This window comes from Thermobaculum terrenum ATCC BAA-798 (assembly GCF_000025005.1).
In the GTDB taxonomy this organism is placed as follows: domain Bacteria; phylum Chloroflexota; class Chloroflexia; order Thermobaculales; family Thermobaculaceae; genus Thermobaculum; species Thermobaculum terrenum.
In genome coordinates, this window is record NC_013525.1 from 744,753 (window position 1) to 765,688 (window position 20,936).

Consider the following 20,936-nt stretch of genomic DNA (forward strand, 5'->3'; position numbering starts at 1 on the left):
TTTAGCTAATAGTAATTCCTCTATACAGTATTTTATGGGAACTCTGATGCTACGTTGTAGAGGTTCTAGTTATTTTCTGGTTGTGGATAGCAATCTTCTTCATCTCCTGAGAGCTTTTCCAGCGCGTGCACTAAAGCTGGTATGATGGCAGAAAGAGATTCCCTTACGCCCTTGGGGCTGCCTGGCAGATTTATAATTAGGGTGTCAGATCTTACTCCAGCAACTGCTCTCGAGAGCATGGACATGGGGGTATGCTTCAATCCCTCCAATCTCATTGCCTCTGCTATACCTGGTACCTCATAGTCTATGATCTGTAGTGTTGCATCAGGTGTAACGTCTCTGGGTGATAGTCCTGTGCCTCCAGTGGTCAATATGAGATGAACGTCCTCACGGGTGGATAGTGTCAACAAGGTTGAGGCTATCTTGTTTAGATCGTCTGGCACTACTTGATACGAAACGATTTCGATTGGCAGGTCCTTTAACATATCGCGTATAACTTCTGCGCTCTCGTCCTTCTCTCTGACTCCTGCAAAACCTCGATCCGATGCAGTTACTATTGCGGCTCTAAACATTACTCTGTTCCTCCCTAGAGGATAGATCTCTCTCAGATTCTTTCTCGAATTTTTCTTCAGAGTATACCCCACGCATATCTGGTGGAAGCATTTGAGCTATTCTGCTCATGATATAGTCTGTTACAGCTTTGGCATTTCCTAATTGCTGTATCTCTTCGGGAGAAATAGGTTTTCCTATGATCATCTTTATTCTAGTTCTTGGGTGGAATTTGCGCCCCTTGAAAACTTGGTTAGTACCTATAAAGGCTATTGGAACCACAGGTACCTTAGATCGGATCGCTAGCATCCCTACTCCTGGTAATCCTGGTTGTAGCTTGCCTGTTCTGCTGCGGGTACCTTCGGGGAAAATACCAAAAGGTCTTCCTGAAGCCAACACCTCTTCAGCCTCCCGAAGAGCTCTTCTATCGTATCCTTCACGCTTGATAGGAATGGCTTCAACCCAGTTGAAGAAAGCTGCGGCTATTGGAAACCTCCATAGCTCCCTTTTGGCCATTACTCTGGGAACACGTGGCAACTGCGACATCAGTAGTGGAGGATCAAGGTTGCTCAGGTGATTAGCAGCGGCTATGAATGGACCCTCCTTGGGGATGTTTTCCCTACCTATGACCTCTAGTTTGACCATTAGAGGGGTAATTATGTGGACTATAATCCACCTGGCTATTATATGTGAGAGTCGGTCTTTTGGAGATCGGTTTGTACTGTGTTGATGTTTTACATCCAATGCTCCACCTCTGCTAATACTTCCTGGATATTCTTACCGGTAGTATCTATTACTACCGCATCCTTAGGTACCCTTAGTGGAGAAGCTGCCCTGCTTGAGTCCAGCTTATCCCTGCGGTGGATGTCCATGAGCACCTGCTCGTAGGTGGTGTTTACCCCCCGAGATAAAAGCTCTCTGTATCTTCGATTGGCTCTCTCCTCTGGTGCGGCGTCTAGATAGATCTTTAGTTGTGCATCCGGCAGGACGACTGTGCCTATGTCTCTGCCTACGACTACGCTCGGGCCAGATTTCGCTATACGCCTTTGATGCTCCAGCAAGGACTGTCTTACTTTTGGGTGCGCTGATACGATTGAGACTATATTTTCGACCTCAGAGGAGCGTAGCCTGTCGGTAACGTCGCTTCCATCAACTATTACCTTATACATGGAGTGAGAAGTTGCAGGCGAAGGTAATACGTCCACTCTCATACTTGATGCGATATTAGCCAGAGCTTCTTCATCTGTGGGATCTACGTTCTTCTCAATTGCCTTGAGCGCTAGTGCTCGGTAGAGAACCCCTGTATCGAAGAATAGATATCCGTATCGATCCGCCAAAAGTCTGCCTATGGTGCTCTTTCCGACTCCAGATGGCCCGTCTATGGCTATCGTCCGTGGTTTTGCTGAATGTTGGATATCTCTGGAGTTAGCCCCAGCTGACTCCTTAGCCATTTTGCCTCCTGATCACTTAGTTCTCTGTACTCACCAGGTTTGAGATTACCTAGGCTCAGCGGGCCCAGTGCAACTCTCGTTAGCCTCTTTACCTTGTAACCCAATGCTGCTAAGGTCCTGCGTACCTGCCTCTTTCTACCTTCACCCATCGTGATAAGTAACTTGCTCTTGTCACGGGATCTGCTGATGATCTTGGCATCTAGCGGCTTGCTGAAGCCGTCTTCTAACTCCACACCTTGCAGCAGGTCTTGAAGCGATCTATCCGAGAAATAACCCTCTACCTCTACCATATATTGCTTGTGCACACCGTAGCGTGGATGAGTAATCCTTTGGGCAAGCTCACCATCGTTGGTGAGTAGCATCAATCCTTCAGAATCCTTATCAAGCCTGCCCACCGGATAGACGCGGTTAGATTGTCCGAGTAGATCTATAACCGTTTTTCTGCCTCGTTCATCTTTTGCTGTACTCAGTACGCCTGCTGGCTTATTCAGCAGTATGTACCTCATTTTGGGTTGCTGTCGTACCAGCTTGCCATCCACCCTGATCTCGTCTTCAGGACTGGCCATCGCTCCAGGTGTATTGACGATACGACCGTTTACTGAGACTCTCCCCTCAGCTATCATTCTTTCCGCCGCTCTTCTGGACGCAACGCCCATCTGTGCGAGCAGTTTGTGTAGACGTATTGGCTCATTCACCTCTAGCCTCCAGATAGTAGGGGTACATCTGAAGGTAGTTTACATGCGCAGTCGTTGGCGAAGTTATAGGTAGAATCGACTCTGCGAGGGAGTAACTACTGAACATCCAGTCGAGGATAGCCCTAGTATCGGCAAATCTGTCTTGCGATCCTAATACAACCGCTATAAGCTCTATATTGCCCCTTTTCACATAAGATACTAGGTTCTCTCCAGCTGCGGGCGTAGTGCCTGTCTTGATACCCTGCATACCAGGATATATGGGTAATAGATCATTGGTGGATACCAACGTGTGATATACAGGCTTTCCCCCCAAGTGTCCGATTACCCTTGTTCTATAAGTTCCAACAATCGAAGACAGTAGAGGGTTATCGAGCAGCTCCCTCCCCAGTTTGGCTAGGTCCAAGGCTGTTGAATACTGCCCGGGAGCATCGAAACCGTTGGGAGTACGAAACACCGTATGGTCTAAACCTAACTCATGTGCCTTAGCATTCATCTCATCAACGAATACTTGGATACCATTGTCCCCTACCCCACCCAGGTACTTTCGTCCTACGTAATCTGCTATTGTTACTGCTGCGTCATTACCGGATGGTATAAGGGCTGCCTTGAGGAGATCTGTCAGGGTTAGCTTTTCTCCTGCACGCAGGTAAGCAGTGGATCCGCCTACAAGGTCACGAGGATAGACTTTGATGACCTCATTTGGATCGGCATACTGTAGAGCAAGGATGGCCGTCATCATTTTGGCAGTGCTGGCCATGGCTAACTTCTTGTTAGGTTTGTAGGCCCATAGGATCTTACCGGTCCTACGATCCATTACTAGAGCTGATTTGGCAGTTATCTCAGGTTCCGGATATGGCAAGACGACAGCGTTAGATGCGGGTAATGCAGCGTTGGCTGTTGATATGGGAACAATAATCCCTGCTATCAAGAGCAGAAAGACGATAAACAGGCATGAAATACATCTTAGTGTTTGGTTGTTATGATCCTTGGACCACATCACAGCGATTATACATTATGTGTTATCATCATACTCTCGGTAGAGAACAGGGGCGCTAAGGTAGGGGGAAATGTCAAAGACTCAACAATCATCTGCTGAAGGGCAGAAGACTATTGCTGTTAACCGTAAGGCCTTTCATGACTATGCCATAGAAGATAAGATCGAAGCTGGTTTAGCTCTCACAGGTAGTGAGATTAAGTCCATACGTCAGGGTAAGGTAAATCTAAGGGATGCTTATGCTCGAGTCGAAAATGGCGAGGCTTGGGTGTACAACATGCACATATCTCCTTACGAACAGAGTGGGAAGTACTTCAATCATGATCCACTTCGACCTCGCAAATTATTGCTGCATCGTAAAGAGATAGCTAGCTTGGCGGGCAAGCAGCAGATAAGGGGCTATACATTGGTGCCCCTAAGGTTGTATCTTAAGAATGGGATTGCTAAAATAGAAATTGCCCTTGCTAAGGGCAAGCGCGAGTATGACAAGCGTCAGGCTATAGCCGAGCGGGATGCTCAAAGAGAGATCCAGGCGGCTATGAAGCATAGAGTTAGATAGGCACCTTGAAAACATGGGGATGACCGGATTCGACAGGGGTGTAGGGCGCGAAACTGCAGGCCGGGGATGCCTCGACCCCGTGACGAAGGGGCAAAAAAACAACTGCCAACACAGAATACGCTCTAGCCGCCTAATTTAGCTGCGGCTACGTCCACTCAGTTCCTTCTCCGGTGGAGCTGAGATGGGCGTCGAGAAACCGGAGTGCGGCGCTAGCGCTTGCCGGAGCGCGAACGCCTAAGACTAAATCCGGCTGGCTTGAGTAACCCTGCCGGTCGGGAGTACTCAAGCGAGAAAGCAAAGATCGGCTAAGCCTGTAGGATGTTTCGGTCCAAAGCCTCTGGACGGGGGTTCGACTCCCCCCATCTCCACCAGGGCGGGGAACCTTAGGTTCCCCGCTTTATTTTTTAGTTTCTCAGGCCTTGGTTTTTCCGGGGCTTGAAAGCTGCCTTCGTTAGTTAATAAGCAGCCCTGTTAGCTGGCCTTGTATACGATTCCAGCTTGCGTGGTGTGTCAACAGCCCAGTCCTACATATAAAAATAGCTGGAGGATAATCACCTCCAGCTATTTTTATATGTCTTGTTCGCTTTAGGTGCGGAAGGTGGGACTCGAACCCACACGCCTTGCGGCACATGATCCTAAGTCATGCTCGTCTGCCAATTCCGACACTTCCGCGCATAAAAAGTCTATCAACTCATAGCTGCCAAATTCAAGTCCTGTTGAGCTTCTAAAGGACTTTTTCCTTAGGCTTTAGCTTGTGGCTATTTTTGCTCTGTGTTGAGATGTAGAGGTTAGATGCCCAGTCCCTGCTTAGCATTGGATTAGGGGTGGCCTCGATGGTTTCCAATAGCCTGTTAGCGTCCTTGTAAGCTCGAGACGAAAGCAACATTAGCCTTGCGCCAAATGCCTCAGCATCAGGGAAGGATTCTATAACTGTGCCTTCGGATGCTCTCAGAATACCTAGATCTTTCAGACCTTTCTGAGAAGCAAATCCAAGGGAGTTACCTGCTAACACTATCTTCACCAACTCATTACTATCTATATCTGCCTTGGTGAGCAATTTATCCTGAAGATCTGCAAGTACCCCCTTGATCCTTTGAACTTGCCGTATGTGCGCTTGGGAAAGCAGGAATGTATCTGTCTGTGTGCGAATTCGAATAGATAGGTTCTTGTCGTTATGGACTATATCAAGGACTTCTATCTCTAGGATCTTTCTGTTAGGGGATGTGGGGTGGAGCAGTCCTTTATCATCAATTAGATCAATCCTTTTTAAGGCTATCGTGGCTTCGATTGCCTGTGCAAAGGTTGGTTTAAGTTCATCAGCTATATCGTGCTCAAAATTGAATAGATCCTTCCTGAAGAAGCCATTGTAGTCCCAGGTGAGTAGACATCTGTTTCCGACGGTGAGCAGAATCCATGGGTAGGGTTCCAGGGACATAAGCATGTGCGGCGCGTCTGTTTGTATATCTGCTCCCATCATCGAAGCAATCGCAAGCCCGCAAATGGAAGGCTTCTCACGTCCAAAGATCTTATAGTTGCCTTCCTCTTCATCTATCCTCAGGGTTCCGTCTGTTACTATGAGTGCGTCGTTTATGTCAGAAAGTCGTCTGCCGTGCTTAAGACAAGCTGCTCTTAGCAAGCCCTGCAGAGACTGACCCTTACTGATCTCCTTGACTGTATCCGTGAAGATCTCCTCGCCACTCTCTAGATCGTGGGCCCACACAGAGATTCTTCTGTTTCTTACGACTGCTGCCACTCCTTGGCACTGTTTCTTACTTGCTCCGGGCTCCGTCTTTGTTAGATCGCTCCCGACAGAATATAATGTTAGCTCCTTCCTGTAAGCTGTCAGGATAGTTATAGGCAGGATATGCCTGTTATCATCTGTAATATCTGATAGTGAGGCATGTATTACTGTTTTTTGCGCGCTAGGTGCAAAGTTGTATTTGTACTCTTTGCCCTGTATACGCACCTTACCGGGCTTATTCGGTACTACCACTATAGAGTCCGAGTCTAGTTTTGCCTTGCAGGCCAGGCGAAAGCCTGCAGATAGCTCCTTGCTCTCAAAGTGTAGCCTGTCCCAACTTGTTGGTGGTGGGACGTTTTCAAGAAAGCGGACTCTACATCTCCCGCAGAACCCTGCCCCGTCACATGGGGACTCTATCCCCATGGCTGCGCTATCTTCCTGCTCCGTTAGGGTCTTATCTGCATTGAGGATAAATCTCTGGGCAGCTGGTAGAAGAGTTATTCTTATTTTCTTGAGTTGTCTTTCTTCTCCACTCACGCTAACGACTCTATCAACTTGGAGTTACAGTTACTAGGATTTGTACTCAAGCTTTTACAGTTTTTGCTAGTCTATCTATGGAATGCTGCATCGAAAGATCGTTTTGGCTTCTTCCTCACCACGTAGAAAAGAACTACTCTCTGGACTGGGGATTCAGTTTGAGATCTTCTCACCTGATATTCCTGAAGATGTTGCTCCAGGTGAAAGTCCATGGAATCTCGCACGGCGACTGGCCTATGAGAAGTGGGGGAATGTAGTATCCAAATCTGGCTTTGAAGACTACCTGGTGATCACTGCTGATACTGTTGTTGATCTCGACGGTCGCTCGCTCGGAAAGCCAAATTCCAGAGAGGAAGCTTTCGAGATGTTAAAGTCACTCCGAGCCAGAGAACACCTAGTGCATACCGCTGTCTGTGTTGGTGACGGAACGCTGCTGCTTTGCAGCGTAGTGACGACTCGAGTAAAGATGCGCAACTATAGCGATGGGGAAATCGCCTCATACGTGGAAACTGGCTCCCCTATGGATAAAGCTGGGGGATATGCTGTTCAGGATGAGTTTTTCTCGCCGGTGGAGAGGATGGAAGGATCATACACCAATGTAGTGGGCTTGCCTTTGGAAGCTGTAGTGAGAATGCTTGAGAGATTCGATATCAAAATGCTGGGTGGTGCTGCAGTTGTTAGGTAGATGGCTCGAGTGCGTACCCAACTTTAGCGAGGGCAGAGATAGGGCGAAGATAGAGTCAATAGCCTCAGCTGCTAGAGCATTGGGAGCTTACGTCCTGAACATACACTCAGATCCTGACCATAACCGTTCAGTTGTCACTCTGGCTGCTCCTGCTGACCAAATAGTTGAAGCTGTAATGTCTATGATACGAAGGGCTGTGGAGTTGTTAGATATAAGGTACCACGTGGGTGTGCATCCCAGAATAGGGGTTGTGGATGTAGTGCCGTTTGTCCCGCTTGGAGCAGCTACTCAGGAGGATAGCGTAAAGGCGGCAATTGAGGTTGCATCTAGAGTAGGAAATGAACTCGAAGTTCCTGTATACCTGTACGAGTGGGCTGCGAGGCATCCCGAGTACAGGGCTCTACCGGATGTTAGAAGGCTTTATTCCCAAGCCATACTAGCTGGGAATTTCCTGGAACCAGATTTTGGCCCTTTCATGCCGCATCCGACAGCAGGCGCTTGTGTTGTAGGTGCCAGGGGACCACTGATAGCCTTTAACTGTGTTCTGGGTACACCTGACGTTTCTGTAGCAAGAAGGATAGCCTTCAGAATAAGAGAATCCTCTGGAGGTATGCTGGGTGTCAGGGCATTGGGCTTATGGTTGGAGAGCCTGGGACTTGCTCAGGTATCAATGAATATAGTTGACCCGGTAAAGGCCCCACTACATGTGGTTTTTGAGAGGGTGAAGCAGCTGGCTGCTCAGGAGGGAACCTACGTGGTCAGTAGTGAGCTTGTGGGCCTAATGCCTTCTAGTGTGGCTCTTGGAGCTGCTTCGCATGCTCTTGGCCTACCAAGCTTGAGTTTTAGTCAGCTTGTAGAAATGTCGATACTTTCTAGGAGGTCTGAGGTGAATTTGGAAGAGTTTCTTGACAGCCTTGCCAGCAGTGCACCAACACCTGGGGGTGGTGCAGCCTCGGCACTTGTAGGGGCGATAGCAGCTGCACTCTCGTCTATGGTGGCCAACCTCACCATAGGGAAGAAGAAATATATGCAATTTGAGGAGGATATGAGGAAGGTGGTAGCTTCCTGTGGGGAACTCAGGTCCTCCTTGCTACAGCTTATGCATGATGATGAGGAAGCTTATAATGCTCTAATGAATGCATTCAGATTGCCCAAAGATACCGAAGAACAGGTAGCTGCAAGGAATGCTGAGATACAAAAGGCATTGATTGGAGCTTGTGAGGTGCCTTTGACTATCGCTCAGAAATGCGTGGAGGTGCTCGAGCTATCTGAGTATGTGGCAGGTAATGGCAATGCTAATGCAGTTAGTGATGCTGGTGTATCTGCATTGATGGCTGAGGCAGCAGCGAGGGGAGCACTTCTGAATGTGTACATAAATTGTAACTTGATGAAGGATAGTACTCAGGCGGATGGATATAGGAGACGGGCAGAGGAAATTGAATCCACTGCCAGATCCAAATCCAGCGAGGTGATGGCAATAGTTCGCTCCAGAATCAATGGGGGGTAGAATCCGATTCGCTTGGGGCTGTTTTTTCTCTCCCCTGTAGCAGTCTTACGAAGACTTCGTCAAAATTAGGTCTGTACTCTTTTATGGACCTTGCAGATATGTCGCACGAGTTCAGGCAGGTGACCAGCACCTGCGCGCTTGAGCTAGCATTGTTCACATAAAATCTCCAAGTGTTATCCGAAAGTTTTTCAACTCTTTTCAGTTCTTCAAACTGTATTACGTCTGCTAAGTCGCCTTGAATGACGCCCTCTAGCTCAACATCAATAGCATCCCCACCTATAGCTGTCCTCCTGAGGTTTTCAGGGGTGTCGTAAGCTACTATCTGTCCATTTGACATTAGGGCTACATGGTCACAGTATTCTGCTTCTGTAACATACTGGGTTGTAACAAAGAGAGTCTTTCCTTCCCCTTTGAGTTGCCTGAATCCCTCCCAGATGTGCTCTCTAAGGATTGGATCTATGCCTGCAGTAGGTTCATCTGCAAACAGAATATCCGGATTGTGTACTAACGCAGCAGCAAGTTCCAATCTGCGTTGCATGCCTCCAGAGAGATCATCTGCTAACTTCTTTCGGTGAGGCCAAAGCTCCAGGAACTCTAAAGTGTTTCTTATGTACTTTCGCCTCTGTATAGGGAGTAACCCATAGAGGGATGCAGCAAACCGCATGTTCTCCATAACTGACAAGTTGGGATAAAGTACGAAGCTTTGGGGCAAGTATCCTAATCTCCTGCGACCCTTTCGTCCAAGCTTGTTAGGAGGCATGCCAAGTACTCTTATATCACCCTTCGTAGGGAGATAATACCCAACTAGCATCCTTACCATGGTTGTCTTGCCGGACCCACTAGGTCCTATGAAGCCAAAGATCTCTCCCTGTGAGACTGTAAAGGACACATTCTTGACTACTGGAGTGCCATCGAATTCCTTCCAGACGTTCTTCGCTACGATGGCTATGTCATCTTGATGCTCTTCCCACATATCGCCTCCATAAGTGTTGGGCTAGTGGTCGCTATAGCATTCTTTAGGCCAGGCTTAACTCTTCTCGTCTACTTAGGTTGCTAGAGGTAACTCTGCCATCCTCCATACGTATGAAGTACTGGAATGTACCCGGATCAAAGGACTTGCTGTGGGATATTATGCATATCTGTGGAAATATCTTCGCCAGCTCTCCAATAGTTACCAGGTCTATTAGGGACTGCGTCCTCTCTTCATCGAACGAGCTCAGGGGCTCATCCATAAACAGGAATCCTGGTGAAGTGCCCCTTTCCTGTGGCAGGCTGGCGATGGCAAAGGCCAATCGCAATGCAAGGCTCATTTGGTCCTTGGTACCGCCTGAGAAGATGTTTTTCCCTACGTATCGACCAGCTTCTTCGTCCCAGACTTCTATCTTGTAATCTTCACTTATTCTGGCATCGTGGTACCGACCAGCGGTGAGGACGGGTAGAAGCAGGTTCATGTTCCTCTCAGTATCAGGTAGTACATTGGAGATTATGCGCTTGGTTGACTCTTGCAGGATATGCACCGCAATTTCACGTACTCTTATGTCCTCCTCAAGCCTGTCTATCTCCTTCTTGTACTCTTGAGGAGAGCGCAAGTTTTCTTCGCCAGAAGGTATTTCGCTTCTGAGCCAATTTATCCTATGGTCAAGTACTTGTATTTCCTGCTTTATCTGATCGATCTTTTGTTTTCTACTTTGCAAATCTACACCAAGCACCATCTCAGGATTGGTTTGCAGGAACTTTATCTGTGCCTCATATTCGGCTATCTGCATATTCCTATGGTTTACCAGGTCTTGTAAGTCGTTAAGATCTTTCAACCCAAGACTAGTGCTTATTTCACTGACCTTACGATCGAGTGCCAATAATTGAGCTTCTGAAGCTTGAGAAGTTGCGTCCTTTGAGGTTAACCTCCTTAGATTGCTAACCACCAGGTAAGCTATAAAGGCTACAGAGGCTATGAGTAATAGACCTTTGATGAACCAACTTATATTTGCGAACAATGCTACAAGCAGGATAATTACTGATAGAAATAAAGCTGCTAGGGTATTAGGTTCCAGGAATGACCTATTGGGCTTATTAGCTGAGATGGTTCCTTCGAGCTCCCTTTTGCGAGCTAATAGCTGTTGTAACTCCGTAGCCTGCCCAAGGTCGTTCTTAGCGCTGGCTATTTTAGAGTACAGTGATTTGCTTTGGCTGGAGGCCATGTTTATGAGCCCATTCCTGTAGTCTTCTTCCAGCTCCTGAAGTGATACCAGCAACTGCTCCTTCTGCGACAGGCAGTTTGCAAGTTCATACCTAATCTTCAGTGCATCGAGCTGCTCTATCTCCCCTTTGGGTACTCGAAGCCTGTCCTCGATGTACGAGAGCTTCTCCAAGTTGAGTATCTTCATGAGGGAGTCTCGCCTTTCTTTGGCATCTAGTTCCTCAAGCTTGGAGAGCTTTTTTTGTTCTACTAAGCAGGAGTTAAGTAAAGCAGAGCCATCGATTCCACCAAGTTCCTGTACTATCCGGCTGTTTGCTGCTCTAACGGAGTTTATAACCTCTTCTATCCCAGACCCGCTCATTACCCTGAGTGTAATCGTCGACCCTTTGCTTCTTTTCACGGTCCTGTCTATGTACAGGGTATTTTTGTCAGTATGCACCGATAACTTTACTCGAAGCTGGTTTTCACCATAAGTTATGAGATCGTCCAGAGATTTCCTATTGGTCTCTGTGACTATGGGTTGACCATAAAGAGCAAAGTATATGGCCTCAAAGAGGGTACTCTTCCCAGATTCATTTGGCCCTTCTACCAGTATTGTTCCTTGACGCGGGAAAGTTATACAGAGCGACCTAATTCTTTTGAAATTGGTGATTTGCAATTCCCCTAGTGTAATCACTCGTTGTAAAGCTCCAGTATGAGATCTCTTGCCTTTTGGATCAAATCGACCTGTGAGGGCTCGTTTGTGACGCCTATCAGTTCTTCAGCCACCTCGCGGATTCCGTCGACTTGAGATACTCTCAGTCCTCTGGATATACCTGCTGAAAACTCCTCTACCACAAGCAGGCGTGTGGTATCTATCTCAAAGTGGAAATTAGCCTCCTGACCTGCCTTCAGCAGCTGTGCCAGCGCAAGAGATCGATAAGTTGTCCTTGAGATATCTCCCGATAACACTAACCTCATGAGTGTGTCTGGCGAAGCTGACTCCAGGATAGTTGAGAGGAGTTTTTCATGTAGGTTCGTGTCTCCATCAGTAATGTATATGTTGTGGTTGATTCTTGGCTGGTGAGGAGTATCTACGTGCTGTATCTCTATCTTCATGTCTGAAGATATTTTGATTGCAGCAAATCCCGTAGGATTACCCGCTTCTCCAAACGTTATCTGTTCGGTAGCCCCTGGTATAAGCACTTGGACCCTACCAAGCTGAAATCTTTGATGCTGATGTATGTGGCCAGTGACCACAAGCCTGAGCTGCTGAGCCCTGTTAATAGATTCGAACTTGATTACAGGATCGTTTTCCATAGAAGGTGTAAGCCCCTCGACTGCAGCATGAGTTACTAAGATGTCTGGCTCTAAGCCGAGATCCAGGACAGTTTCAAGGGGATCAGTTGAGCGGCTGTCAAAATCGGGTGTGAAGCTGATAATACTTAGATTTTTTCCTTCAAAGTTAACATTGAGCTGATATGGTTTGCCGCGTTCTGGCAAGCTGAGCGCGCCAAGCGTCGCTAACGGGGCTAGTGGTGATTTTCCACCTTGCACACTTTGGTTGGATGGCGTATCGTGATTCCCTCCTACTGCCAGGATCTTTGTGCCCCTCTGTAGGAGTCTCTTATAGCAGGAGGCCACAAAATCCAAGTCGGCGTTGGAAGGGTTAGGAGTATCAAATAGATCTCCTGCCTGCACGAATATATCGGCATTGTGTTGGATGGCATAGTCAACTGCCGCCTTAAAGGATCTCTGCAGCCAGGATCTTCTAGTCTCTAGCTTGCGGGGAGTTAGCTTGGCGTAGTGTTTGCTTAGGTGATTATCTGCAGTAGCAACGATAAGTAATTTGGACACGTAATATTGTAAAGTTGTGATTGGTGATCACGCAATATAAGATGCAGGTTGCAAGAATCTGCTACAGGGTTGATATACTGCCTTGAAAATTTGGTGATGAATACTAATAACCTTACGAGGTAAGGATTGTGCATGAGATAGCAATATTAGGCACTGGCTATGTAGGACTTGTAACTGGTGCATGCTTCGCAGAGCTGGGCAACTCAGTGATTTGTATAGACATAGATGTCGAGCGTATTGATGGTCTGCGAAGAGGGGAGATTCCTTTCTACGAGCCTGGGCTTGAGGAGCTCGTACATCGCAATGTTGCCAGCGACAGGTTATTCTTTACTACTGATTACAGTGAAGGGCTGATAAATAAAGATTTTATCTTTCTATGTCTACCTACTCCTCCCAGTTCCAATGGAGCCGCTGATGTGACCATACTACGAGCTGCTGTAGCCAGGATCGCCGAGGTAATACAGTCTTCGGATGTGCTGGTGGTGAACAAGAGTACGGCCCCTGTTGGTACATGCCAGAGCTTGCAGAGGCTGATATCGACAGTCAATCCTAGATTAGCGGGGGTTCAGGTGTTGTCTAATCCTGAATTCTTACGTGAGGGATCAGCGATCTCGGATTTCATGAGCCCGGATCGCATAGTGATAGGTGCAGAAGACAGGTATGCTGCTGAGCGCTTAAGGCAGGTGTATGAACCAATTGATGCCCCGGTGCTTATTACAGATACCAAGAGTGCCGAGATGATCAAGTACGCTTCAAACGCCTTTCTTGCTACCAAGATAAGCTTTATCAACGAGATAGCGGATATCTGTGAGAAGGTTGGGGCTGATGTCTCGGTAGTCGCCGAAGGTATGGGATTGGACAAAAGGATAGGGAAAGCTTTCCTTCGTCCTGGCGTAGGCTACGGTGGATCTTGCTTCCCTAAAGATGTTATGGCCTTGGCACATCTTGGAGCGATACATGGAGCAGATCCCAAGCTCTTGAAGGCTGTGATGGATGTCAACACTCACCAGTTTCGTAGAGTCCTGTTCAAGCTAAGGGAGCAGCTAGGGTATATCGAAGGGCGAACTATAGGCGTATGGGGCATATCATATAAGCCCAACACTGATGATATACGCGAGTCACCATCTGTAGAGATTATGAGACTGCTCGAACAGGAGGGTGCAGAGATAAAGGCTTACGACCCAGTAGCCATGCCCAAGGCCTCAAGGAGATTGCCCAATGTCAGGATGTGCAGAAATGTATATGAGGTGGCTGAGGGTGCGGACGCTGTACTGCTACTTACTGAGTGGACAGAGTTCAAATCCATCGACCTCAAGAGAGTGGCTTCTATTATGCGCACGCCGATCATTATCGATGGCAGGAATGTTCTAGATCCATTGAAGGCTCAGGAAGCAGGATTACACTACGTGGGGGTTGGTAGGGGTAAAGTCAGGAAGTACAGAGAAGTAGAGTCTGATGCGCTGATTCATCCCGATGGAGAATGGTCTACTCTCTCTGGTGAGGATTAGTTATTTCTATACTTGCGGCTGAGCAGATAACCCCTAACTTTTTGATGATGAAGCTTGCGAGGATTATACTAATCTTAGCCCGCTTCTTCAACAGTGGTAACCTCATAATCCTCTCAGGAGAGTAAGATATGGACAGACGAAAGTTCCTGGGGCTAAGTCTCAAAACCAGTGCTCTGCTTGCGTTGGCAGCCTGTGGCAAATCCTCAACTGCTACACCGACTACTGGAATATCCATCACTGGTCCAACTGCAACTCCAAATCCTTCGCAACCTCCTTCGTCTCCCAGCCCATCTCCGACTACAGTACCAAGCGCATCCCCGACTGTATCTGTTGTTAGCACCCCAATTGCAACTCAAGTATCTGGTGCGGCAACTCCTTCAGTTTTAGGGGTACTAAGGTGGGCTAATACAGGTATTTCTGAACCATCTAGCATAGATCCGGCTAACCCTAAGGATGCTCAGAGCATTCTTATTATCAACCTGGTGTTCTCTGGACTGGTCAAACTTAATGAGAAGCTAGAGGTTGTGCCAGACGCTGCGGAGAGTTGGAAAGTATCTAAAGATGGTACAGTTTATACATTCAAGCTCAGAACTGGTCTCAAGTATGCAGATGGCTCGGAGTGCACCGCCGAAGATTTTGCTTATGCAATCAATAGAGCCTTGACTCCAACTACGCAGAGCTTTGCTGCTCCTTTCCAGCTACAGGATATCCTGGGTGCAAAGGACGTAGCAAGCGGCAAGGCAAAAGAGGCTAAAGGTGTCCGTGTTATAGATAAGCAGACGTTAGAGATAACCCTAGAAAGACCTATAGCCTATTTCCTAGACCTGATGACCTTCCCGTACTCGTTTGCTGCTCCCCGAAAGCTGGTTGAGAGTGGTAAGGATTGGACAAACAAAGCTTTCGGCACAGGACCCTTCAGGATCAAAGAGTGGAAACACAACCAGAGCATGACTCTCGAGCCTAACCCCTATTATTGGCAGGGCAAACCACAGATAAACATACAGATGCCATTTATTCAAAACAGCGAGACTGCTTATCAACTCTATCAAACCGGTCAGTTAGATATTACAGGGGGTGGGCAGGATGGTATCCCAGCGCAGGAGATTCCTAACGTAAAAGGCAAGCCCGACTACAAGGAGGTACCAGCTCTGGCTGTGAGGTATATAGGCTTCAACAATAAGCTGAAGCCATTCGATAATGTCCACGTCAGAAGAGCTTTTGCTTTCGCAACTGACCGCAATACATTAGCGGAGAAAGTGCTAGGCGGTACGGTCCACGCTACCGATCGTATATTGCCTCAGGGAATTCCAGGATCTGATTTGCCTGTGAAGGGTCTAGAATATGATCCAGATAAGGCAAAGCAAGAACTAAAGCTTGCTGGGATTGACCCCTCCTCTATTAATGTAACTCTTGCTTATGGTCAGGAGGGCGACAATGAACGTGTTGTCGAGGCATTGCAGAGCATGTGGCAGACTAACCTAGGTGTAAAAGTCAACTTGCAGCCCATGGAGTTGGGTACTTTCTCAAAGAATTTGGATGTTACTCGCGAGAACCCTACGAAAGGATTGCAGTTTTACCTAAGTATTTGGGGAGCAGATTATCCAGATCCTCAAAACTTCTTGTCACAGCAACTACAGACTGAGTCACCAAACAACAACGGTCATTGGTCCAATAAAAAGTTCGATGAACTAACTGAGAAAGCCGATATTATGAGCGCTAGCTCTCAGTTCAAGGAAAGACTCAGGCTCTATAATCAGGCTGAGCAGATAGCTATAAACGAGGTTGGTTGGTTACCTTTGTACAATCCACTGGTAACTGCTCTGATCAGGCCTTCTGTAAAGGGGCTTGTACTTACTGGTCAGGGCATAATGGCTCCTGACTGGTCTAAGGTGACTGTATAAAAGGCCGAACGCAATGGGATCGTTTATAGCACGACGGCTGCTTAGTGCTCTGTTCGTGCTCTTTAGCTTGACGTTCATAACCTTTATGGTAGGACACTTAGCTCCTGGTGACCCCATCCTTATACTGATGGGGCCTCACCAGGATCCAACCACATACGCTCGTCTAAGACATGAGTATGGATTGGATAAGCCGTTATGGGCCCAATATCTGAGTTATATATGGGGATTGTTGCATGGTGACCTTGGACTCTCCTATAGATACGAGGGTAGAAGCGTATGGGATCTAATTAAGTCAGGGGTACCTGTCTCGTTTAGGGTAGGTGGCTTGGGCCTAGTTCTGGGATTGATGATTGGGATACCACTGGGAGTCATTGCTGCCATAAAGCATAACTCCGTGGTAGATAGGTCAATAGTATTTTTGACTTTGGCTTTTTATGCTGTTCCCTCATTCGTTCTTATCCCTATTGCTTGGGAGATAATAAGGTTTATGAACAGTGCTGGATTGCCTACTTTGCCGGTTGCTGGATGGGGAACATGGCAGCACTATGTCTTACCAGTCGTAATATTGGCTGCTGCCAATATTGGTTATATAACTCGCCTTACACGCAATAGCATGCTCGAGGTGCTTACCCAGGATTACGTTCGTACTGCTAGATCCAAAGGGCTGCCTAGACGACTGGTAATTTGGAGACATGCTTTTAGGAACGCTATGCTACCTTTAGTCACGGTAATAGGACCCTCAGTAGCTTTTCTTATCACAGGTGCTTTTGTGGTAGAAAACCTGCTTAATGTTCCTGGTATAGCCTTCCTCACTGTTCAGTCGATTCAGCAGAGGGATTACGCAGTTATTCAGGGAACTACTATCCTCCTTGGTGTGGCTGTAGTTATCATGAATTTATTGACAGATATGGCTTACATGATATTGGATCCCAGAATAAGGGTGAGTTAGGAAGAAATCTATGCAGGCTCAAGAAGAATCTGCAATCCAGCTGCTAGCAGAGCCATCACATGTCAGAGACAGCTACTGGCAGAGATTTCGCCGCAACAGAGTTACGTTCGTAAGTTTTATTGTCTTCGTGCTTATAGTGTTAGCTGCTTTGATAGGCCCTTTTGTATATAGAGTCGACCCAGCTGCTACCGATTTTTTAGCTATTAATAGCGCACCTTCTCTTTCTCACCCTCTGGGAACAGATAACCTGGGAAGAGACACGCTTGCCCGTTTATTGCAGGGCTTAAGGGTCTCATTGCTGGTAGTACTTGTAGTAGAAGCGATCAATGTGCTTCTGGGAGCTACCATTGGCTTACTAGCAGGCTACCTGGGAGGGTGGGTTGACAACCTGCTATCTCGCCTGGCGGATATGCTTTTTGCTTTTCCGGGTTTGCTCTTGGCAATATTAGTTGCTGCAGTGTGGGGGGATTGGGTTACCAAGCACTTTGGGAGTATTGGTAGGCTACTTCTAGTAGCTACGGCGCTTAGCCTGGTAAGCTGGCCTCTTATGGCCAGGTTTGTGCGTGGTGAAACACTTTCTATAAGAGAGCGCGAATTTATTCTAGCAGCTAGAGCTTTGGGCGTAACGGACCGGCGTATACTCCTAAATCATGTGTTGCCTAACGTTACCGGCCTGGTCATTACAGCTGCAACCTTGGATGCTGTGGGAGTAATAATTAACGAATCAGTTCTAAGCCTGCTTGGACTCGGAACTCAGCCTCCGATGGCAAGCATAGGCAGGATGATAAATGACGCGGTTAAGTTCTTCTCTCAATCTCAGTTTCAGGTTTTCGTGCCCAGTGCTATGCTTGTCCTTCTGGTTATCCTTCTCTCCTATATAGGAGATGGTATTCGTGATGTACTGGATCCCTACAGTTCCAAGCGATAGGTCTTGTATAGCCACCTTGGTCTTGACACCAAGACTGTACTCTTTCTATACTATCGATGCAATCGAGATGAACCTTGACAAGCGGGCATGGTGAAGAGGTATCACAGGTGCTTCCCAAGCACCAGGCACGGGTTCGATTCCCGTTGCCCGCTCCTAGGATGATGCGGGGGTAGTTCAGTTGGTAGAACGCTTCCTTGCCAAGGAAGAGGTCGCGAGTTCGAGTCTCGTCCCTCGCTCCAATGTCTAGAAGGGGAGAGGTTAATCCTCTCCCCTTCTAGCTTTTAGCTTTAAATATCATGAGTTGCGAGAGTATGTATAAGCTACTAATAGCTACAGCTATAACTAAGCAGCTGATAGCTGCATGCCCAGGTGTTGCTATATACCATTCCGCGAATGCTTTGGTGGGGCCGTGAGAGGACAGCCAACCCAGATCTAGCACAAGATCTCTGAACTTTGACCTTCCTAGGTAAGAAAGAGCCATAACCAATACGAAGATCGTGCAGGATTCGAGTACTACATCTGCCCAGTTCCTACGCATATAAACTCTCAGCCCCTACAAAGATATCCCACAGGTTCTGTCTATTATGTTACCTGTGGGATACTCTCGTTTTTGTAGTATTTATGAACTATGAATTAGATGGTCTCTCCGCTAGTACTAGTTCCTTTTGAATCTTCTTGCCGTTTCTTTCTATTGTTAGGGTAATTCTATCTCCAGGCTCGTGCTCTCTAAGTATCCTGACGAAGTCGCTTTCGTTGCTGATCTTATGATTATCTATGGCGACGATTATATCCCCTTCCTGCAGACCAGCCCTGGCTGCTGGTGTACCAGGTCTCACTCCGGGAACTCCTGGTGCACAGGGTGTTATTAGTTGACCTCTTACATTAGGAAGGTTCTGGCGTACTACATCCTCAGGGTAGATGAATGTCGTACATATGCCTATATATGGATAGGTAACTCTTCCCTTCTGTAGTATCTCCTGGACAACATCCTTGGCTGTGTTGATCGATACGGCGAAGTTTATACCTTGAACGGGGACTCCACCTTCAGTTAGTCTAGCCCCAAGCGTGTTTATGCCTATGACTTCGCCCTTGAGATTAAGCAAGGGCCCGCCGCTGTTACCAGGGTTGACTGCAGCATCCGTCTGAATTAGTCCATATAGGTTGGTTCCAGGCTGTGTCGGATCCGTGCTTGGCTCCTCCTGAGCTCGATCCAAAGCTGAAATAACCCCTACGGTGACGGTAGGATCGCCCATCAATCCCAATGCACTACCTATAGCTACTACGGTCTCTCCTACCTGTGCCTTACTGGAATCTCCTAACTTCGCAGGCTGCAAGTTGTTGTCGTTTATCTTTATTAGGGCTACGTCCGTGAGGGGATCTGTGCCCACGACTTTGGCTTCTCTGATTCGACCATCGTAAAGTATGGCTGTTACGCGGCGAGCACCTTCCACCACATGATTATTCGTCACTATGTGACCTTCTTTGTCGATGATGAAGCCTGATCCAGTACCGGAGCTACCGCGACTGCAATTCTCAAATTCACACGCTATTATCTCCACTACAGAAGGCTTCACCATGTGCACTACTTCCGGTATGCTTAGATCCCCCTCCTGCCGGATGAATTGAGGGATATTAGTATGCTTGTTTTGATTTGCGCTAGCGCTGCTGCTAGATGAGTTGCTTATATGTGTGGCGGTCGGGCTAGGAGGAGGGTTTTGAGAGGAACTCGCGGCAGGACTCGGGCTCGGTACACTGCTAACTTCCGTGGGCGTACTGCTTTTGTTCTGGCTGCCAGTTTCCTGCCCTATACTGCAGGCTGCTAGCAATAGCGTCACTACTAAGAACAATAGATATATCTTTTTCAGTGGTGTCCAAGAGGTGGATGATTGATGCTTCATTATCATTACTCTATAGTCTACTCCTAATGAATCCTCTCTGATGTACAGATGCCCACAGCAGGATATAGGCCAAGCTAGTGCTTCTGATGATGCTCAACGATTACTTGCCTTCTCCGCAAGAAAGTCAAGCACGATCCGATAGATCTTGTTATCTTCTCGTAGCCTTTCTTCCAGGTTTTCTTTCATTGCGAATTTTTCAAAGGCTTTCATGATGGATTCTTTGTCTTGGTTACTATCTTCTAGGTAACCAAGAGAAGATAATGCGCTAGATATCTCGCTGAGGATATTATCGTCTATCTCTAGTAGCTCTTCATTCTCCCTGGGGAAGTACAGCTTATGCAGTCTCAACAGCCTTGCTAATTCATCTATAGGTGATGAGTGATCATCGACCCGGAGATCTATGTATATGTCGTTAAAGCCACCATAACCCCCTTTATCTTTGACCACTAACAAGGCTGCTGATTGTTGCCCTCTGCTATCACCCCCGGCTTTCTGGCCAGCCTGCAGTGCAGCTATTAATCTATCTGCTAACTCTCCTCCGGTTTCGTTGAATGTCTGTTCCATGGCTATGACTGTGTCTTCGCTAACTAGTATGTTGCCTTGACAGGCATAGTAAGGACCATTTCTACCCCCTGCCCAGGGGAAGCACTCAGAGCCTGTGAAGGTTGCGGATCTGCCCTGGAAGTCCACTATGCCTACCTGGCGAAATTCCCTATCCGGATCCTCCTCTAGTAACCTATCTAACACCTCCTGAGGGGAAAGTCCTTGCTCGAGCAGATCCAGTCCTTTGGGACCATAAGAAGTGTTTGCCCATGACTGAGTGGCTATGGCGCCCACCTTGGCTCTAGCCCAGGGTACTACCGACCCCACGGCTAGGAATTTACTTTGGGTGGCTACGCCCAATTCTCCAGTGGCTGGATCTAAGGCGACTATGGAGAACGTAGAAGGCTTTATCATTAGGTACACTCCTGATAAAACTTTATTTATTGTGGCAGGCATCT

Annotated in this window: 18 protein-coding genes, 3 tRNA genes and 1 other RNA gene; 10 read left to right on the forward strand and 12 right to left on the reverse strand. The window is 47.5% G+C overall.

Annotated features, from left to right (window positions below; translation table 11 throughout):
• Positions 1–65 precede the first annotated feature (65 nt).
• The 5 genes from TTER_RS03420 to TTER_RS03440 all read right to left on the reverse strand — a co-directional run bounded on the left by TTER_RS03420 (position 66) and on the right by TTER_RS03440 (position 3,692).
• Positions 66–572 (reverse strand): MogA/MoaB family molybdenum cofactor biosynthesis protein, encoded by a 507-nt coding sequence (locus TTER_RS03420; protein ID WP_012874638.1) that lies wholly within the window; start codon positions 570–572, stop codon positions 66–68.
• Positions 565–1,194, reverse strand: a complete 630-nt coding sequence (locus TTER_RS03425) for a lysophospholipid acyltransferase family protein (RefSeq protein ID WP_049822942.1) — start codon at positions 1,192–1,194, stop codon at positions 565–567. Before TTER_RS03425 ends, TTER_RS03420 begins: the two co-directional genes overlap by 8 nt.
• Positions 1,195–1,283: 89 nt before the next feature.
• Positions 1,284–2,000 carry a (d)CMP kinase gene (cmk, locus tag TTER_RS03430; RefSeq protein ID WP_049822943.1) on the reverse strand — a complete coding sequence of 239 codons (717 nt, stop codon included), beginning with the start codon at positions 1,998–2,000 and terminating at the stop codon, positions 1,284–1,286.
• A complete protein-coding gene (locus TTER_RS03435) occupies positions 1,934–2,695 on the reverse strand; it encodes a pseudouridine synthase (RefSeq protein ID WP_012874641.1) in 762 nt (253 codons plus the stop codon). Before TTER_RS03435 ends, cmk begins: the two co-directional genes overlap by 67 nt.
• Positions 2,688–3,692 carry a D-alanyl-D-alanine carboxypeptidase family protein gene (locus TTER_RS03440; protein WP_012874642.1) on the reverse strand — a complete coding sequence of 335 codons (1,005 nt, stop codon included), beginning with the start codon at positions 3,690–3,692 and terminating at the stop codon, positions 2,688–2,690. Before TTER_RS03440 ends, TTER_RS03435 begins: the two co-directional genes overlap by 8 nt.
• Positions 3,693–3,762: 70 nt before the next feature.
• On the opposite strand from TTER_RS03440, the gene smpB reads away from it, so the two are divergent.
• The gene (gene smpB / locus TTER_RS03445; RefSeq protein ID WP_012874643.1) at positions 3,763–4,248 is read left to right on the forward strand and encodes an SsrA-binding protein SmpB; all 486 of its coding nucleotides are present in this window, start codon (positions 3,763–3,765) and stop codon (positions 4,246–4,248) included.
• A 15-nt stretch (positions 4,249–4,263) separates the two neighbouring features.
• Positions 4,264–4,619, forward strand: a transfer-messenger RNA (tmRNA) gene (ssrA, locus tag TTER_RS15275).
• 219 nt (positions 4,620–4,838) lie between these two features.
• Here the strand turns inward: ssrA and TTER_RS03450 are convergent.
• Together TTER_RS03450 and TTER_RS03455 are read right to left on the reverse strand one after the other, a co-directional pair.
• Positions 4,839–4,920: transfer RNA gene (locus TTER_RS03450), tRNA-Leu, on the reverse strand.
• A gap of 52 nt (positions 4,921–4,972) precedes the next feature.
• Positions 4,973–6,526 (reverse strand): 2Fe-2S iron-sulfur cluster-binding protein, encoded by a 1,554-nt coding sequence (locus tag TTER_RS03455; RefSeq protein ID WP_012874644.1) that lies wholly within the window; start codon positions 6,524–6,526, stop codon positions 4,973–4,975.
• Between the two features lie 103 nt (positions 6,527–6,629).
• On the opposite strand from TTER_RS03455, the gene TTER_RS03460 reads away from it, so the two are divergent.
• Together TTER_RS03460 and ftcD are read left to right on the forward strand one after the other, a co-directional pair.
• Positions 6,630–7,211 (forward strand): Maf family protein, encoded by a 582-nt coding sequence (locus TTER_RS03460; protein ID WP_169302612.1) that lies wholly within the window; start codon positions 6,630–6,632, stop codon positions 7,209–7,211.
• A complete protein-coding gene (gene ftcD, locus TTER_RS03465; protein ID WP_049822944.1) occupies positions 7,201–8,718 on the forward strand; it encodes a glutamate formimidoyltransferase in 1,518 nt (505 codons plus the stop codon). Before TTER_RS03460 ends, ftcD begins: the two co-directional genes overlap by 11 nt.
• Here the strand turns inward: ftcD and TTER_RS03470 are convergent.
• Genes TTER_RS03470 through TTER_RS03480 form a run of 3 tightly spaced genes read right to left on the reverse strand, consistent with a single transcriptional unit; the run spans position 8,705 to position 12,751 of the window.
• Positions 8,705–9,691, reverse strand: coding sequence for an ABC transporter ATP-binding protein (locus TTER_RS03470; protein WP_012874647.1), 987 nt, complete (start codon positions 9,689–9,691; stop codon positions 8,705–8,707). The genes ftcD and TTER_RS03470 overlap by 14 nt on opposite strands.
• A gap of 43 nt (positions 9,692–9,734) precedes the next feature.
• Positions 9,735–11,591, reverse strand: coding sequence for an ATP-binding protein (locus TTER_RS03475; protein ID WP_012874648.1), 1,857 nt, complete (start codon positions 11,589–11,591; stop codon positions 9,735–9,737).
• On the reverse strand, positions 11,588–12,751 hold the full coding sequence (locus tag TTER_RS03480; protein ID WP_012874649.1) for a metallophosphoesterase family protein: 1,164 nt from the start codon (positions 12,749–12,751) through the stop codon (positions 11,588–11,590). The genes TTER_RS03475 and TTER_RS03480 overlap by 4 nt, the downstream gene beginning before the upstream one ends.
• Positions 12,752–12,879: 128 nt before the next feature.
• On the opposite strand from TTER_RS03480, the gene TTER_RS03485 reads away from it, so the two are divergent.
• From TTER_RS03485 to TTER_RS03515, 6 genes are all read left to right on the forward strand, one after another.
• A complete protein-coding gene (locus TTER_RS03485) occupies positions 12,880–14,259 on the forward strand; it encodes a UDP-glucose dehydrogenase family protein (protein WP_012874650.1) in 1,380 nt (459 codons plus the stop codon).
• Positions 14,260–14,387: 128 nt separating this feature from the next.
• Positions 14,388–16,160 (forward strand): peptide ABC transporter substrate-binding protein, encoded by a 1,773-nt coding sequence (locus tag TTER_RS03495; RefSeq protein WP_012874651.1) that lies wholly within the window; start codon positions 14,388–14,390, stop codon positions 16,158–16,160.
• Between the two features lie 13 nt (positions 16,161–16,173).
• Positions 16,174–17,109 carry an ABC transporter permease gene (locus TTER_RS03500; protein ID WP_012874652.1) on the forward strand — a complete coding sequence of 312 codons (936 nt, stop codon included), beginning with the start codon at positions 16,174–16,176 and terminating at the stop codon, positions 17,107–17,109.
• Between the two features lie 10 nt (positions 17,110–17,119).
• Positions 17,120–18,037, forward strand: a complete 918-nt coding sequence (locus TTER_RS03505; protein ID WP_012874653.1) for an ABC transporter permease — start codon at positions 17,120–17,122, stop codon at positions 18,035–18,037.
• A gap of 81 nt (positions 18,038–18,118) precedes the next feature.
• A tRNA-Gly gene (locus TTER_RS03510) sits at positions 18,119–18,189 on the forward strand.
• Between the two features lie 11 nt (positions 18,190–18,200).
• A tRNA-Gly gene (locus TTER_RS03515) sits at positions 18,201–18,276 on the forward strand.
• A gap of 387 nt (positions 18,277–18,663) precedes the next feature.
• On the opposite strand, the gene TTER_RS03525 is transcribed toward TTER_RS03515, so the two are convergent.
• Both TTER_RS03525 and TTER_RS03530 read right to left on the reverse strand, forming a co-directional pair.
• Positions 18,664–19,935 (reverse strand): S1C family serine protease, encoded by a 1,272-nt coding sequence (locus tag TTER_RS03525; RefSeq protein WP_148211879.1) that lies wholly within the window; start codon positions 19,933–19,935, stop codon positions 18,664–18,666.
• 93 nt (positions 19,936–20,028) lie between these two features.
• Positions 20,029–20,892 (reverse strand): DUF1028 domain-containing protein, encoded by an 864-nt coding sequence (locus TTER_RS03530; RefSeq protein WP_012874656.1) that lies wholly within the window; start codon positions 20,890–20,892, stop codon positions 20,029–20,031.
• Positions 20,893–20,936 lie beyond the last annotated feature (44 nt).